This window comes from Desulfobacterium sp. N47 (assembly GCF_051233685.1).
Lineage (GTDB): Bacteria > Desulfobacterota > Desulfobacteria > Desulfobacterales > RPRI01 > RPRI01.
Genome location: NZ_JBAMMY010000163.1, coordinates 1 through 15,391, shown reverse-complemented (window position 1 = coordinate 15,391; position 15,391 = coordinate 1). Strand labels below are relative to the sequence as shown.

The following is a 15,391-nucleotide window of genomic DNA, read 5'->3' as shown; positions in this document are numbered from 1 at the left end:
TTTGCTGTCTTTTACCGCTATCCCCTCCAAAACATCTTTGATATGCAATGCGTTGAAAGGATATTTCGCCGACGTTAACACTTAAATCGACACGGTGGTCGCCTTGCGGCAAATCTTGACCGACTTATTAAATCTCCTCATTCTTAACATTAACATTGTCTGTATTTGTCTGCGTCGGTCGGCGGCTGATATTTATACTTCAAATTAACCCATCACAGAGATTTCAGAGGTTTCCTGAAAACGGTTTGCAGATTACAGTTTATGCTTGACCTATGAATACCCAAGAACTTCATCTACCAACTCATTAATATCAGGCGGTTTTACTTCAACAATTTGGCCACTTGATGTATGCTTATGTTCGGTGAAATTGAGAGCCGGTTTAAAAGATACTCACTAAGAGACATATTCGATACTATCAATGGTTGCTAACCGGTCACTCAGGCGGGCGGCTAATTTCAACTCACCAGCCCATTCAACATACTCCAGATCTTTTCCATCAAGATCTTCGGCAGACCATTTGTTATTAAATGTTTCCGATGACACTCCGGGTATTTTTTTTGCCGCGGACAAACGCGGACTTAACTTCATATTAGCCGCAGACAAGCGCAGACGATAAACTTTCGTGCCCTTCGGGCTTGCAACTATCTTTTTTTGATCTCCATTTTGAAATTCTTAACATTAACATTGTCTGTTTGTCTGCGTCGGTCGGCGGCTGAATGCTTTTCCTGCAAATTAGACTCTCACAGAGTACAGAATTTTTTTTAAGAATTTTTTGACCCAGGTTAGATAGTCCCTATCGTTATTCCGGATTTGATCCGGAATCCAGCAGAATTTAACGGGGCAGGGCTAAAGGAGAAAGCAAGCTGGCAAGTTGTTAAGTGATGTATACAAAAGCATTCCTATCATACCCAGTTTTCTAACTTTAGTCCATCAACTCGTTTGAATTCTTTTTCATTATTTGTCACTAATATCAAGTTAAGGCTCAAAGCGTGAGCAGCGATCAATAAATCATTACTTCCTATTATTTCACCTTTTTTCTCGAGGGCCGAGCGTACATCACCATAAAAAACAGCGGCCTTTTTATCAAAAGAATAAATTTCAATCAGTTCTGACAATTCATTTAATTTTGCTATGTTTGCCTCTACATGTTGACTTTTTCTTGCACCATTCATTAATTCGGCAAATGTTATGACAGACATGGCAAGCTGCCTCGGCTGCAGCATCCTCAAACGCTCCAGTACACTCGTTGGCTTATGTTTAATAATATAAATGCAAATATCGGTGTCTATCATATACATCAAAAGGCCTCTCGTTTCTGAACGACCGGTTGTTGCCTACCATTTTTCATAAAGTCATCTGATAATTCGGTGAGTAGTTCAAATACTTTTACTAAATTTCTTGGACTTTTTTTAAGAATAATTTCATCTCCTCTCCGAAAAATTTGGACCTCCGGCGTATCAAATTGAAATTCTTTTGGAAGTCTTACCGCCTGAGAATTTCCACTTTTAAAAATTTTTGCTGTGTTCATTATTCCTCCGAATTTTTATGTATATACTGTAGATATATACAAATGGTAAAACTTGTCAGGTTTACGTTTATCTCTCACAGAATAAGTAGATATTTCTGACATTGACGCCGTTTTCCCGAAGGACTTCCATGTATTTTCTTTAACAGCCATTGCCTGAAATCCTTTATCTCTTTAATGTAGTTCTCCGTAAATTTCTTTGTTGCCATTTTGTAGAACTTACCCTTGTAATCGGGACATCTTGTCCTTATGTTGAAAGCGGTAATCGCATCAAGCAGATCTCTACTTCATTACAGCGCCATTGATCTTATATGTTATGTCGTTTATATCCATAATTATTTGATTTGCCGCGGACAAGCGCAGACGATAAACTTTCGTGCCCTTCGGGCTTGCACTATCTTTTTTTGATCTCCATTTTGAAATTCTTAACATTAACATTGTCTGTTTGTCTGCGTCGGTCGGCGGCTGAATGCTTTTCCTGCAAATTAGACTCTCACAGAGTACTCAGAGTCACAAAGTTTTTTCAGGAATATTAGCCGCGGACAAACGCAGACGTTCGCAGATTTAATAAATTAACTTCATATTAGCCGCGGACAAACGCAGACGGTCGCAGATATTATAAAGGAAAATAGTTCATAAGTCCGTGAGTAATAAGTTGATAAGAAAAAAATTAAAAGCATATTTCAGCTATCTTTTGCCGGTTAAATCACCCATCCAATACTGATGATGTGCCTTTTTGTTCGGTGAATAACTCATATACATCCTTGCGACGTCCCACGTAGTGAATTTCTATTATTCTTTTCTCCTCATTCAATCTGTATATAATCCTGAAACGTCCGGTCCTGATCGACCTGTATCCTGATAATTCTCTCTCCAATGTTTTGCCGCTAAATGGTTCTTTCTGGAGTTTATTCAATTTTGACCTGATAAGAGGTTTTATATCAGGGTGCAGCTTTGCGATCAGATTTCGGGATGTCTCCGAATACACAAGGTTATATTCGGTCATTAACCTTCCCAAACCTCTTTGTCGGTGTAAATTTTACCCGTATTAAAATCTTCTGCCGAGGATATAAGAGAGGCAATAGCTTTTTTATCTGCCAGTATCTCGATAGTCTCTAAAAGGGCCTCATAGCGATCCGGTGTCATCATAACACCCACAGCCTCGCCGTTTCTTGTAAGGGTTATGGTTGAATCATCCTCCTGCATAGCTTTAAGTATATCCAGAAGTCCCCTCTTTACTTTTGTAACCGGCATGATTTGTAGAATATTATTCATAATAAACCCCGTATTAAAATTATTATGACCATTTTAATATCAATATGTGGTGATGTCAAGAACGGTTAAAGGAAAAATTCTTAAAAGACTGACATCCTGTTGTACCTATTTTTAGTTCTTTTACAAGGATTCCGCTTACCCATGGCTGACAGCTGTTTTAACATGAGAAGCCGGCAATTTTTTATTAAAGCGTAAACACTTCTGAATATTAGCCGCGGACAAACGCGGACGGTCGCAGATATTATAAAATCTATGTTTGTCTGCGTCGGTCGGCGGCTGAATGCTTTTCCTGCAAATTAGACTCTCACAGAGTTCACAGAGAACTCAGCGCAACTTATAACGCATCAGTATCTATTATTGGAATCTTTCGGATTCTGATTGATGTACGGGTAACTGTTGCCATTGCTCCGGATTCCAGTTGTGTATGAATTTTTAGCCATATAGTTTCAATTAAGTTCGCTAATTCGGTGCCTTTAAGTCCTTCATACCTAATTCGGATCACCGAAGGCGATTTTGCGTTTTGCACTGCCAGAAGCGCATGAAAATCGGCATCCAAAGTAATGATCACTCTTTTTTCAAGTCTGGCATAGGCTAATATTTCCTGATCGGAAGCCCGGCTAAGTCCTATATCACCCGTGTGTAAGATATCCCATCCTTTATCACGCAGAATATCTGCTGCTGTTCGGGGGAGACCCTGATAAAGCAAAATCCGGCTCAAGCTGCCTCCAGTGGAATAATTTGGCTGTCAAGATTTCTTGCTGCAAAAGCCAGGGCCTGATATACATCTTCTTTTTCAAGTTCAGGGTATCCAGTATGAAGATCCTTCCAGTCAGGATATAACGCGACAGCTTCCACAACTCTTCTAACAGTCAGTCGCAAATTACGCAGACATGGCTGTCCGTTCATGACTTGCGGATCAATTGTTATTCGATCAAGCATAATATCCATATATCCTCCTTTTATCTCTAACAGAGGGTTCAAAGTACGTTTAAGGATTTTTGCCCCCCTGTTTAATGGTTCTTTGGAATTTAACGGGGCAGGGGAAAAACTTTAACTTCATATTTGCCGCGGACAGATACAGACATAGATTTAATAAATGAATTTCTTATTAGCCGCGGACAAGCGCGGACGTTCGCAGATATTATAAAATCTATGTTTGTCTGCGTCGGTCGGCGGCTGATATTTATTACTTTAAATTAACCCATCACGGTTGTCAGTTAACAGTCGTCAGTAAATCGATAACCATAAAGTGTATAAACCCCCCGTGCCTTGTGTCTTTTAAATCTCCCATAGCGCGTTCTACGGTTAGCTGTTGTCATGATTCTTGATTCTGTGAAAATCTGTGGATGCAAAATCACGTCTGCCGTGAATTATTCCTATAATATAAATCTTACCATATTTGATTTCCTAAAGGATTCTGTATGAATATATAAAGATTTCCCGTAGGTTTTTATCATTTATCTCCGCAACTTGCCTGCCAATGCCCGGATGTTCTTCGAGTATATTCGTTTTTGCAATAATATCCCGGGCCACTTTCTTTGCATAATATTTTGAGTCAGATGCTATAAAATCGTAAATGGCTTTCAAGTCAGACTTTGCCGGTGCGGCCCAGATTACCATGCATCGCTTTCCCGGGTCAGATCTTTCACAGATATCATATCGCCTTTTTCAACGGCTTCTCTTCCTTTTCTTGCTTTATCGATCACATAGAGTTTATACATGATTGCATCTATGTCGGCAGTATCCGGAAGTTGTTCAATCGCTGTTAATGCTTCTTGCTTTAGCGTATTCATTTATTAATTTCCTTATGCTGTTATTTATCTTTCACAGAGAGAACAGAGTCACAAAGTAATTTTTAAGAATTTTTGAGAGGAAAAATTCTTAAAATGCTGACATGCTGTTGCAGGGCTGAATAATGAAGTTTGGCATCTTTTTTTTTGCTTATGAACTTATCAACTTATGAGCTATGTTTATCTTACTCATTATGAACTTTTTTTAAATATCGGATTATCGCATTTTTAAATTCAACAAAATCTTTGAGATTTTTATGTAAGATGTTTACCACTATATGTGGATCAATCTTATCATAATGATGTACAACATAGTTTCTGAATTTTGCCATTTTTTCCATGGATGTTACCAGCACCTTTTTCAGAATACCGTTTTCCTGTAGTATTCTGAAAAGATCCGCATAATTTTCCGGTGTTCTGAATCCCTGGTCTGAAATAATATGACCGGAAATATCCAAACAGGTTTCAATCATGATTTGAAGTGTTCTTTCAACAATTCTTTGTGTTTTCCAGTCGTTTGAGTATTTGGAAATCGATATGTCTGAAAACTCTTTGAGTTGTACCAGATATTGCTCAAGTTCTGATATTTTCTTTAAAATAAGAATATTGTCAACCACTTAAAAATCGCCTTTCAAGTATGCGCTTTTCGAGTTTTGAAAAATCCAAATATGTTCTCATAGTCATAGATTCGTAAGAGTGGCGGAAAAACGGAGTATTATCAGCAAGAATTTTTCTTTTCTTTAAAATTTTCATACGGAGCGAAAGCGGCGCTGTATTTAAGATTACAAGATCAATTTCATCTGTTTTGAAAATGTTCGTCAAATCTCCAAGGATTTGCAACCTTTTATTAGAAATTTTATCACCGGTCAGATAAACGGCAATATCTACATCGCTTAAAGGTGAAGGTTTTCCCGTGGCAAAACTGCCGAAAAGATAAGCAAAAATAACATCTTTTCTGTTTTTAAAATAAGTTTCTGCCTTTGGAATAAGTTCGTAAATATTATGCTTAATTGGTTTGTTTCTGATCATGGGGTTGAAAGCAGTTTGAAGTATAATCCTGCCTGAAGGTTAAATGATTTAATCATTTCGGTTATATACCTGATCTGTAAAAATATCCTGTTTTGTCCGGATAAATATGCTGCTGCGCCTGGAATCAGTTTGTAAATATTATGTTTAATTTGCTGCTTAATTTTTTGCTTACGAACTCAAAAACTTATCAACTTATGAACTATATTTATCTTTCACGTTTTTATTCTTTTTCATGCCAATTTAACAAACGGAAGTTTTCAAATAATTTGAAATCCTGAGTATTACGTGTAACCAGAATCAGATCATTAACACTGGCTATTGCCGCGATCTGACCGTCTGCAAAAGATGGTGTATTTCCATGCAAGGATAGTTTCGCTCTCTGTTCCGCATGCCATTCTGCTGCACGCTCATCATAGGGAAGGATATCCATGTTTTGCATTACAACATCTTCCAGGTATGTTTCGAGCATTTCCCGCTTACGGGAAACCGGAAGCCTAAAGCAGCCGTATAGAAGTTCATGCCATACCGGAGCAGCCGTTGCAATATCGTCCTGATGTTTTTCGAGCATTGCCATAACGTAACTGTCGGGGTTGGCTTTCACAGGTTCAGACAAGATATTTGTGTCGAGCAGGTACTTTAACATAGTAAATCGACATCCCGGCCTGATGAATTATCTCTGACGCCATCAAATTCTTCCCCGGTAACAACTATGCCTTCTTTTAGCAGATTATTACGCCAGGAATTCAAGGCATTGCAAAATCCTTCTCTTTTACGGCTAAGCCTCTGATAATCTTTTATTGACAACAAAACAGCAACTGGCCTGCCATGCCGGGTCAGCTTAACAGCCTTTCCGGTTTCAACGGAATGGATGATCGATGTCAGCTTGTTTTTGGCATCAACGATCGTATATCGTTCTTCCATGATTATTACCTCTCTTTGTTACATAACCCGTACTTCCGGAAATAATAGCTATATTTATAGCCATTGTCAAGAGTGGTCTTTGGAAAAGCCCTGTTTTGTCCGGATAAACATGCTGCTGCGCCTGGAATCAGTTTGTAAATATTATGTTTAATTTGCTGTTTGATTTTTTGCTTACGAACTTATCAACTTATGAACTGATATTACCTTCCTATTCCTAAATATGTAAAACCAAGCTTTTTCAGTTCATCTTTATCGTATATGTTTCTTCCGTCAATAACCACAGGTTTTTTCATAAGCGATTTAACAGCTTTCATGTCAATATTTCTGAATTCATCCCATTCGGTTACAACAACAAGAGCGTCACAGTTTTTAGCCGCATCATAAGGGTTCTCAAAAAATTTAACATTTTTTAAAGCTTTTGCAGCATTTTCCATTGCAATAGGATCATAAGCATGAATTGTTGCGCCCAAATTTTGAAGTTCACCGATTATTCTGATTGAAGGTGCTTCTCTTATATCGTCAGTCTTGGGTTTGAATGAAAGCCCCCATATTGCAATTACAGTTTTAGCTAATTTCATAACTGATTTGAGTTTTTCCACCGCTACGCTTTTTTGCTTTTCGTTTATTCTGTCGACAGCTTCAAAAAGATCGGAATCGCATTCATATTTTTTTAATGTGGATATAAGAGCTTTTACGTCCTTGGGAAAACAGCTTCCTCCATAGCCGATACCTGCATGCAGGAAACGCGGACCGATTCTGCTGTCAAGCCCCAGACCTTTGGAAACATCTCTGATATTTGCACCGGTTTTATCACATAAAAAAGATAGCTGATTCATAAAGCTTATCCTTGATGCGAGCATTGCGTTGCTGGCATATTTTATTATTTCAGCACTCTTTATATCGGTAAGCATTATGGGTCTCCCGGTTCTTGCAACAGACCGATAAAGCGAAACCATTATTTTTTCAGCTTTTTTACTTTCCGTTCCGACAATAATCCTGTCAGGATTTTCAAAGTCTTTTAACGCAGCCCCTTCTCTTAAAAATTCAGGATTTGAAACCACATCAAAATCAATCTTTTTTCTCTGATTTGCTTCTATAATATTTTTGACAAGTTCGGCTGTTCCCACAGGTACCGTGCTTTTATTTATAATAACCTTATAGCCGTTCATAAATTTGCCGATCTGCTTTGCTACTTTTTCTACTGATGTTAAATCGGCTTCCTGTATATCATTACAGGGAGTGCCTACACAGACGAAAATGATGCTGGATTCCCTGACAGCTTTTTGGGGATCGGATGTAAAGATCAGACGTCCGGTTTTAATATTTCGTTTAAAAATCTCTTCAAGACCCGGTTCATATATAGTAAGCTCTCCTTTTGAAAGAGTATCTATTTTGTCTTCATCTATATCAAAACAGATTACTTTGTTGCCAAGATTTGCAAAACCGGTTCCTGTAACCAAGCCGACATATCCGGTTCCGACAACGGTCATGTTCATATAATTATCCTTAATGCAGTTTACGGTTCACAGTTTCCAGTTAACGGTTTTCAGTTATTTAATGGTTATTTTATCTCTCACAGAGAGCTCAGTGTCACAGAGTTTTTTTAAGAATTTTTTGAGAGGAAAAATTCTTAACAGACTGTTACCAATGGAACGTCTATGGCCCGGATATAGAGCGATTGCAGTTCCTCCAACCAGATAGTTGTTTTTGGTTGGTCAATTGGAAACTGATAACCGTCAACCGTCAACCGGTAGCCGTTTTACAGTATCTTTTATTCTCTTGACATGTCCTCTGCCCAAGCCTTTTACTTCGCAGCCAAGTTCAAAATAACGCCGTATCTGGGTATCTTCGAGAATACCGAAGCAATCTATGACAGCTAAGGGGCGGCCGGCCATTTTGACAACCTCATCCGCATCAAGTTTCATATAAGCCTGATGGCGGACTGCCAAAACCACTGCATCAACTCCCTTCAGAACTTTATTGAGATCTTGTTCTATATGTATTTCAGTTAGCTTTTCCTGATTTCTGAAAAAACGTGCCCATGAATGTCCGGGGGCAGGGTATGTATCCTGCTTTTCAAGTTCCCACCAGTGTTTAACATAAGGATCATGAACACCGATTTCGGCTCCCATTTCGCTAAGTTTGCGAACCAGAATTTCCGAACCGCTGTATCGGGTATCACCGACATCTTCTCTGTAGGAAGCTCCTAAAACTGCAACTTTGGAGGCGGCTACGATTTTACTCATATTCCTTAAGGCGTCACGTACAAGCTCGGCGGCATGGAGAGAACGGGTGTCATTGATATCAATTGCAAGGGGTGTGATTTTAAAGATATCATCATCAAAGCCCATGAGAGTATGATAAGACCATACTCCCAGCCCACCGTCTTTTGGAAGGCAGTATCCGCCTATGCCCGGGCCCGGAAATATAATATTGCTGTGAGTCGGGCGAATCTTGATTGCCTTTATGACTTTTATAAGATCTACTCCATTTCGTTCGGCAAAAAGGCTCCATTCGTTCAGAAAGGCCAGTATGGTTGCCCTGTAAGAGTTTTCTACTATTTTGCAGGTTTCACTCTCTATCGGGCGATCAAGAACAGTAAGAGGGAACTTATCCACATTTAATATTTCGGTAAGAAATTTTTTTACACGCTCGCGTGCAGTATCGTTGATTCCGCTGCATACCCGCCAGAAATCACGGATTGATGCAACATAATCACGTCCCGGCATTACTCTTTCATAAGAATGGGAAAGCAGCGGTTCAGACTGGATACCCCGATTTTCGAAAGCTTTTTTAATTATAGGATAGGCTACATATTCAGTTGTTCCGGGAGGAACCGTAGTCTCAATAAGTACAAGACAGTCCGGATTTATTTTCTCACCTATTATCTTGAGGCTTTCCTCCAGGGCGGCTATTTCAGCGTGGCCTTCACGGCAGTCTCCAAAATTATCCTTGAAATAGTCACACTGAACATCCACTACTACTATATCGGCAAGACTAAGAGCATCATATGTAAATGTTGCAATAAGGGTTTTTTTCTCTTTTACGCAGCGTGCAATAAGAGGGGCGACTTCGGGATCTTCGGCTTCCACAGGGGCTATACCCCGGTTCATATAAGGTATTTTCCAGAAGGAGCGGGGAGAAGGGCGCTGCATACCTATTACAAATTTGCCGGGTTTGCCGCTGGTTTTATCAATCGAATCGGCAACAACCCCGGCCATTACTGCTCCTACAAAGCCCACTCCCATAACAACTACTATCTCACGGTTCATTTTTCGATGACCGTTTACAAGGGTTTTTAGCCGGGTGAATTCTTTTTTATAATCTTCGGGACCCGGAATAGGAAAAGATTCCCCGGCAGGAGAAACTGAAAATACTGTGTCATTAATGTTGGCTTTTGGTTTTCTGATTGTTTTTTTAACAGTCATATAATTTCAGGCCTTTCGAATAGGATAATAAAGGATAAAGGTTCAAGGAGAAAGGATAAAGGTTGAAGGTTGAAGGTTCAAGGTTCAAGGTAAAAGTTTATATGCTGTTTTGTTTATTGGTTTAAAGGAAACCTATATAAAAGCCTTGAACCTCGAACCTTGAACCTCTCTAATATACAGCTCCGCCCCCTCAGTTACATTAATAATTTAATTTAACTGCTAAGTAGTAAATCGGCATCAATTGTTATAAACTAAAACTTTTTATTAAATTGCCGGGGCTTAAATTATCCGGCGTGCCTGTAATAAAATGTTCCTATAAATTTAAGAACAACAACAGGTAGTTTACTAAATATTTTTGTTTGAAAAGGGCTGACCTTTTCCGGTTCTCTGACAAATGAACCGCTTTTAAGATCGTATCGGTAATACTTAATGAAATATTCTTCCGCACCCATGCCAAGCTTGAACTGTCTCAGACCGTGATTTTCAGGCTCCGTTCTGCCAAGTGAAAGACTTTTAAATTCTTTCTTAATATACCATTTAATGGCTTCCCACATAACAAGATTATTAGCCCTCAGGCTCTGATACTTTATATCCGAAGCGCCGTATTTATAAACAGCCTTATTACCGAAATGAAAAAAAACAGCCCCTGCTATACATATTTTATTATATGAGGCAAGAACCACAACTCCCAGCTTTTCTGATACAATATGTTTATATATTTTTTTAAAAAAACGATATGGCTGGGGAGGAAGACCGTGCCTTTTTCTGGTTATGCAGTTAAGTCTGTAAAACTCCTTTACAGCTTTAAGTGTGGTAAAAAAATTGATGCTTATGCCACTTGTAACCGCTTTTTTAATATTTCTTTTAAAAGTATTTTTTAACTGTTTATAAATATCGGGCTCTTTACAGGAAAGATTAATACGGTGTCCTAAATAATCGGAAGAAGGAATTGCTTCCGGAAAATATTTGCCGCCACCTCTGAATTCTATAAACTTCCAGTTGTGATTTTTAGCATATTGTACAATCCGTTCAAATATTTCCTGAGAATTTATCCCTTCCGAAATAAGCGGATCACAATAATCAGTAAACGGAAGAGAAACACCCCTTCGTCCTGTTAAAAAGCTCTTTATATCCATTATCGGAACTACAGAAGATAGCTTCTTTTTATCATAGGAAACAAAATAACATGGTCTGTAATCATAAGAATCGGATAATACCTTTGACCATGCAATCGAATGGAAAAAGGAACAGTTTTGCAACATATCAATTTCATCGTCCCATTTTTCATATATTTCAGGATTCAAGATCTGAAAATCAGAAGACACAGAAGACACAGTTTACAGTTTCCAGTTTACGGTTAAAAGTGGGTGTAAGTTTTTGCTTAAAATTGTTTTCATCCTCTTCTTTAAAAGCGGTTTACGGTTTAAAAACGGTTGACAGTTTACGGTTGACGAGCTGTCAACTGGTAACCGTAAACCGGTAACTGGTAACCGTCAACTGTTAACTGTAAACCGTAAAACGTTTTATTTCTTGTGCTATATATTCAATCTGATCTTTGTTTAGTTCCGGATACATGGGAAGGGAAACAAATTCATCCGCACATTTTTCCGACACCGGGAAAATACCTTTTGTAAGGCCCATAGTCTTATATGCTTCCTGAAGATGTATGGGAACAGGATAGTGAATGCCGCACGATATTTCTTTTCCTGTAAGATGCGCTATAAGCTCATCTCTGCTTTCGGTACGTATTGCATATATGTGATAGACATGTTTTGTGTGAGATGTCTCAACAGGAAGTAAAATGGAGTCTATGTCATCGAGCAGCTCTTTATATATTAAGGCATTTTCCCGTCTGGCATCGTTCCAGGCACAAAGATGTTTGAGCTTTATTTCAAGTATGGCGCCCTGGATTCCATCCATACGCCCGTTCCAGCCGACCATTTTGTGGTAATATTTTTTTGACTGCCCGTGATCCCGGAAAATACGCATGGTCTCAGCCAGTTCGGTATTGTTTGTAACAACCGCTCCTGCTTCGCCATATGCTCCAAGATTTTTGCCCGGATAAAAACTAAAACATCCGGCATCGCCTATGGATCCTGCCCGTCTTCCTTTGTATTCCGCGCCATGAGCCTGACATGCGTCTTCTATTACAAACAGGTTGTGCTTTTTTGCAATTTTCATGATCGGGTCCATGTCGGCCATCTGGCCAAAGAGATGCACAGGAATAATGGCTTTTGTCCTGGATGTAATGGCAGCTTCAATAAGATCCGGATTCATATTGCAGGTAGATTGAACTACATCGATAAAAACCGGCTTGGCTCCACTAAAGCTTATGGCTTCTGCAGTTGCGATAAAAGAGGCAGGAACCGTAATGACCTCATCGCCATCACCGATTCCAAGAGCTGTCAGTGCAATCCATAGCGCATCTGTTCCGCTGCCAACACCCACAGCTTCTTTGCATTGGCAGTAAGGCGCAAATGCTTTCTCAAAACTTTCCACAAAAGGTCCTCCGGCAAATGCGCATTTATCAATAACCTGCTGTATTGCCTGGTCAGCTTCATTCCTAATTGACAGATATTGAGCTTTCAGATCAAGAAACGGTACTTTCATAATTAATTCCTGCAATATGTTAAATATTAAAAGTTTATGGTTGAAGGCTTCAGTTAAAGGCCGGCTAACTGTCAACTGTGAACTGTGGACCGTCAACCTTCTTTAGCATTCTGGCCGGATTTCCGGCGACAACAGCATTCGGCGGCACATCTTTTGTAACTATGCTGCCGGCTCCGACTATGGCATATTCTCCGATCGTAATATTTGATAAAATTGTGCAGCTCGAACCAATCGAGGCTCCTCTTTTTACTAGTGTTGGTTCTACCTTCCAATCGGACTCAGTTTGCAATTTGCCGTCCTTTGTAGTGGCGCGTGGCTTCTTGTCATTTATAAAGGTTACATTGTGGCCGATAAACACTTCGTCTTCAATGGTCACACCTTCACATATGAAAGAATGGCTTGATATTTTACAATTTTTTCCTATAAATGCTTTTTTTTGTATTTCCACAAATGCACCTATTTTTGTATCATCACCAATGCTGCATCCATAAAGATTAATGAATTTTGAAAGCTTAACGTTATTTCCAAGTATCACATCATCAGCTATGCAGAGATAATTCACAGGTACACCATTTTACCATTATTTTTAAGAGAACTTGCGGATGCTTCAAGCATTCTTACAACCTCAAGGCCTGCGGTACCGTCATTTACAACCTTACCGCCTCCGTTCAGATAATTGACAAAACTTTCGGCAGTAAGTTGAAGCGCTTCGGAATGATCAATCCTGGGTGCCCACATATCACCCGAACGATAGGATACCAAGAGATTATACTTTCCTTCTTTGGTTTTCACCTGAACACCTTTATCATAGATCTTTATCTTCTCATCAGGTTCCAGATCATTCCAGACAAGCATTTTTTTCTGACCTCCGATAAGTGTTGTTCTCATTTTTATAGGAGATAGCCAATTGACATTAATGTGCGCTATCAAATTATTGCTAAAGTAAAACGTAAGATATGCCACATCTTCCAGACCTCTGTTAAAGTGCTCCGCTCCTGTTGCTATTACAGCCTTTGGTTTTTCATTTAATACATAGAGCATTATAGATATATCATGAGGAGCCAGATCCCATACAACATTAACATCATGCTGGAAAAGACCCAGATTTACTCTGGTAGAGTCGTAGTAGTAAATATCTCCCAGCACCTTATCATCAACTAACTGTTTTATTCTTCTTACCGCTCCGGTATAAAGAAATGTATGATCCACCATAATTTTAAGATTTTTCTTTTCAGCAAGTTCGACAAGTTTTTCAGCTTCAATGCCGGTGTAGGTGAAGGGCTTTTCAATAAATACATTTTTGCCTTCTTCAAGAGCCATTTTTGCAAGCTCAAAATGTGTAAAGACAGGAGTGGCTATTGCAACTGCATCAATGTCAGGATCTTTAATTAATTCCTGTAAATCTGTGGTTATTTTAATTCCGGGATGTCTTTTAAGAGCTTTTTTAAGAGACTGGGTATTTGTATCACATACATAAAGAACTTCAGAACCTTCTGCGGTGCTGAAATTTCTAACAAGGTTAGGACCCCAGTAACCATAGCCAATTATGCCTACATTAATCATGAAATATTCCTTATACCTTCGGTTTTAAATTCTAACGGCTGATTGTTGATGGTTATAAAAGTGTAAACCGTCAACCGTTATAATCTTAATATGCACCCTTACCGGTCAGGATTACAACCGGAGTTTGCAGAAGAAGTTTGATATCAAGCCACAAAGACCAGTTGTTGATATATTTTAAGTCCAGGCGGACCATTTCATCAAATGTGGTTCTGCTTCTTCCGGTAATCTGCCATAAACCTGTAATACCCGGTTTGGCGGAGAGTAATCTGCGTTTGTGCCAGACATCGTAAAGTTCACACTCATAGGGAATGGGGGGGCGTGGCCCGACAAGCGACATTTCGCCTTTCAGCACATTAAAAAATTGAGGAAGCTCATCAAGGCTGGTTTTTCTGAGAACATTGCCTATGGGTGTGATTCGTGAATCATTAGATAATTTATATACGCCGGGGGCATTTGAATCGGATTTACCCTGCACAATAAATTTTTCAATATATTCCTTGTGGCATTTGCTGTCACTGTTTACATACATTGACCTGAATTTTAAGAAAGAAAATTTCCTGCCGTTTAGTCCCATTCTTTCCTGCTTAAAAAGAACAGGGCCATCCGATGACAGTTTAATGGCTATTGCAATTATCAGAAAGGCAGGAAGAAGAAATATAAGGGCCAGTAAACTTCCGTTAAAATCCATAATTTTTTTTAAAATCGATTTTGCCTGTTTTGAAATGCCGGGTTTTGAAAGATCGGGATACAAAGCCGTATTGAACAATCCGTCATTAATTTTAGAATTATCGATAGTCTCGGGGAATGCATGAAAAGATATTTTAATCTTTTTTGCAAGGTTAGGGTCAATTGATTTATTTATATTGTCATTTACTTTTTTAAGAATACTCTCTATCGATGATTCATCAATTGAGTTTATTTCCGTAAAAATAGAGCCCATAATCTTGTTAGCTTCATACCATCCGCTGATATCGGTTTCTCTTAAACAGGAAATAAGAATTTCTTTTATTTTTTCAATAGCAAAATCTTTGTTATGTTTGGTTTTAAGCTCCGAAATATCAAGCATCATGAGGAGAAACGGTTTTTTCGATCGCTCCGTTCTTTTGCGTTCTATCCTAACCCGGACAAGCCGGAACCAAGAATTTTTAGTTAAACCATGCTAAAATGAGTGTAACATTTTTAGCATGGAGGTTTAGTATGTTGATTACCGAACGATATAAAGAGCAAATCACGGGTGTTCTTTCATGTTA

20 protein-coding genes are annotated in these 15,391 nt (G+C 38.9%); all 20 read right to left on the bottom strand.

Features of this window, described 5'->3' with window-relative positions; translation table 11 throughout:
• Window positions 1–393: 393 nt before the first annotated feature.
• A complete protein-coding gene (locus VXK47_RS10685) occupies window positions 394–588 on the bottom strand; it encodes a hypothetical protein (RefSeq protein ID WP_435548773.1) in 195 nt (64 codons plus the stop codon).
• A 314-nt stretch (window positions 589–902) separates the two neighbouring features.
• Window positions 903–1,292, bottom strand: a complete 390-nt coding sequence (vapC, locus tag VXK47_RS10680) for a type II toxin-antitoxin system tRNA(fMet)-specific endonuclease VapC (protein ID WP_435548772.1) — start codon at window positions 1,290–1,292, stop codon at window positions 903–905.
• A 5-nt stretch (window positions 1,293–1,297) separates the two neighbouring features.
• Window positions 1,298–1,528 carry an antitoxin gene (locus tag VXK47_RS10675; RefSeq protein ID WP_435548771.1) on the bottom strand — a complete coding sequence of 77 codons (231 nt, stop codon included), beginning with the start codon at window positions 1,526–1,528 and terminating at the stop codon, window positions 1,298–1,300.
• Between the two features lie 703 nt (window positions 1,529–2,231).
• A complete protein-coding gene (locus VXK47_RS10670) occupies window positions 2,232–2,531 on the bottom strand; it encodes a type II toxin-antitoxin system RelE family toxin (RefSeq protein ID WP_435548770.1) in 300 nt (99 codons plus the stop codon).
• Complete coding sequence (locus VXK47_RS10665; protein WP_435548769.1) at window positions 2,531–2,800, bottom strand: type II toxin-antitoxin system Phd/YefM family antitoxin; 270 nt, start codon at window positions 2,798–2,800, stop codon at window positions 2,531–2,533. Before VXK47_RS10665 ends, VXK47_RS10670 begins: the two co-directional genes overlap by 1 nt.
• Before the next feature lie 334 nt (window positions 2,801–3,134).
• Entirely contained in the window at window positions 3,135–3,518 is a 384-nt protein-coding gene (locus VXK47_RS10660) for a DUF5615 family PIN-like protein (protein ID WP_435548768.1), read from the bottom strand.
• Complete coding sequence (locus VXK47_RS10655) at window positions 3,515–3,748, bottom strand: DUF433 domain-containing protein (RefSeq protein ID WP_435548767.1); 234 nt, start codon at window positions 3,746–3,748, stop codon at window positions 3,515–3,517. The genes VXK47_RS10660 and VXK47_RS10655 overlap by 4 nt, the downstream gene beginning before the upstream one ends.
• 459 nt (window positions 3,749–4,207) lie before the next feature.
• Complete coding sequence (locus VXK47_RS10650; RefSeq protein ID WP_435548766.1) at window positions 4,208–4,420, bottom strand: type II toxin-antitoxin system RelE/ParE family toxin; 213 nt, start codon at window positions 4,418–4,420, stop codon at window positions 4,208–4,210.
• Window positions 4,414–4,593, bottom strand: coding sequence for a hypothetical protein (locus VXK47_RS10645; protein WP_435548765.1), 180 nt, complete (start codon window positions 4,591–4,593; stop codon window positions 4,414–4,416). The genes VXK47_RS10650 and VXK47_RS10645 overlap by 7 nt, the downstream gene beginning before the upstream one ends.
• Before the next feature lie 182 nt (window positions 4,594–4,775).
• Window positions 4,776–5,207: a DUF86 domain-containing protein gene (gene hepT / locus VXK47_RS10640; RefSeq protein WP_435548764.1), complete on the bottom strand. Its 432-nt coding sequence runs from the start codon at window positions 5,205–5,207 to the stop codon at window positions 4,776–4,778.
• A complete protein-coding gene (gene mntA / locus VXK47_RS10635) occupies window positions 5,200–5,619 on the bottom strand; it encodes a nucleotidyltransferase domain-containing protein (protein WP_435548763.1) in 420 nt (139 codons plus the stop codon). Before mntA ends, hepT begins: the two co-directional genes overlap by 8 nt.
• Before the next feature lie 220 nt (window positions 5,620–5,839).
• The gene (locus VXK47_RS10630) at window positions 5,840–6,262 is read right to left on the bottom strand and encodes a type II toxin-antitoxin system VapC family toxin (RefSeq protein ID WP_435548762.1); all 423 of its coding nucleotides are present in this window, start codon (window positions 6,260–6,262) and stop codon (window positions 5,840–5,842) included.
• The gene (locus tag VXK47_RS10625; RefSeq protein ID WP_435548761.1) at window positions 6,256–6,540 is read right to left on the bottom strand and encodes a type II toxin-antitoxin system Phd/YefM family antitoxin; all 285 of its coding nucleotides are present in this window, start codon (window positions 6,538–6,540) and stop codon (window positions 6,256–6,258) included. The genes VXK47_RS10630 and VXK47_RS10625 overlap by 7 nt, the downstream gene beginning before the upstream one ends.
• Before the next feature lie 200 nt (window positions 6,541–6,740).
• Entirely contained in the window at window positions 6,741–8,036 is a 1,296-nt protein-coding gene (locus tag VXK47_RS10620; RefSeq protein ID WP_435548760.1) for a UDP-glucose dehydrogenase family protein, read from the bottom strand.
• Between the two features lie 240 nt (window positions 8,037–8,276).
• The gene (locus VXK47_RS10615) at window positions 8,277–9,968 is read right to left on the bottom strand and encodes a nucleotide sugar dehydrogenase (protein ID WP_435548759.1); all 1,692 of its coding nucleotides are present in this window, start codon (window positions 9,966–9,968) and stop codon (window positions 8,277–8,279) included.
• 284 nt (window positions 9,969–10,252) lie between these two features.
• Window positions 10,253–11,302, bottom strand: coding sequence for a lipid II:glycine glycyltransferase FemX (locus VXK47_RS10610; RefSeq protein ID WP_435548758.1), 1,050 nt, complete (start codon window positions 11,300–11,302; stop codon window positions 10,253–10,255).
• A gap of 166 nt (window positions 11,303–11,468) precedes the next feature.
• Window positions 11,469–12,578 carry a DegT/DnrJ/EryC1/StrS family aminotransferase gene (locus tag VXK47_RS10605; protein ID WP_435548757.1) on the bottom strand — a complete coding sequence of 370 codons (1,110 nt, stop codon included), beginning with the start codon at window positions 12,576–12,578 and terminating at the stop codon, window positions 11,469–11,471.
• A gap of 64 nt (window positions 12,579–12,642) precedes the next feature.
• Window positions 12,643–13,140, bottom strand: a complete 498-nt coding sequence (locus VXK47_RS10600) for an acyltransferase (protein WP_435548756.1) — start codon at window positions 13,138–13,140, stop codon at window positions 12,643–12,645.
• On the bottom strand, window positions 13,137–14,141 hold the full coding sequence (locus VXK47_RS10595) for a Gfo/Idh/MocA family protein (RefSeq protein WP_435548755.1): 1,005 nt from the start codon (window positions 14,139–14,141) through the stop codon (window positions 13,137–13,139). The genes VXK47_RS10600 and VXK47_RS10595 overlap by 4 nt, the downstream gene beginning before the upstream one ends.
• Window positions 14,142–14,226: 85 nt before the next feature.
• Entirely contained in the window at window positions 14,227–15,210 is a 984-nt protein-coding gene (locus tag VXK47_RS10590; protein ID WP_435548754.1) for a sugar transferase, read from the bottom strand.
• Window positions 15,211–15,391: the final 181 nt, after the last annotated feature.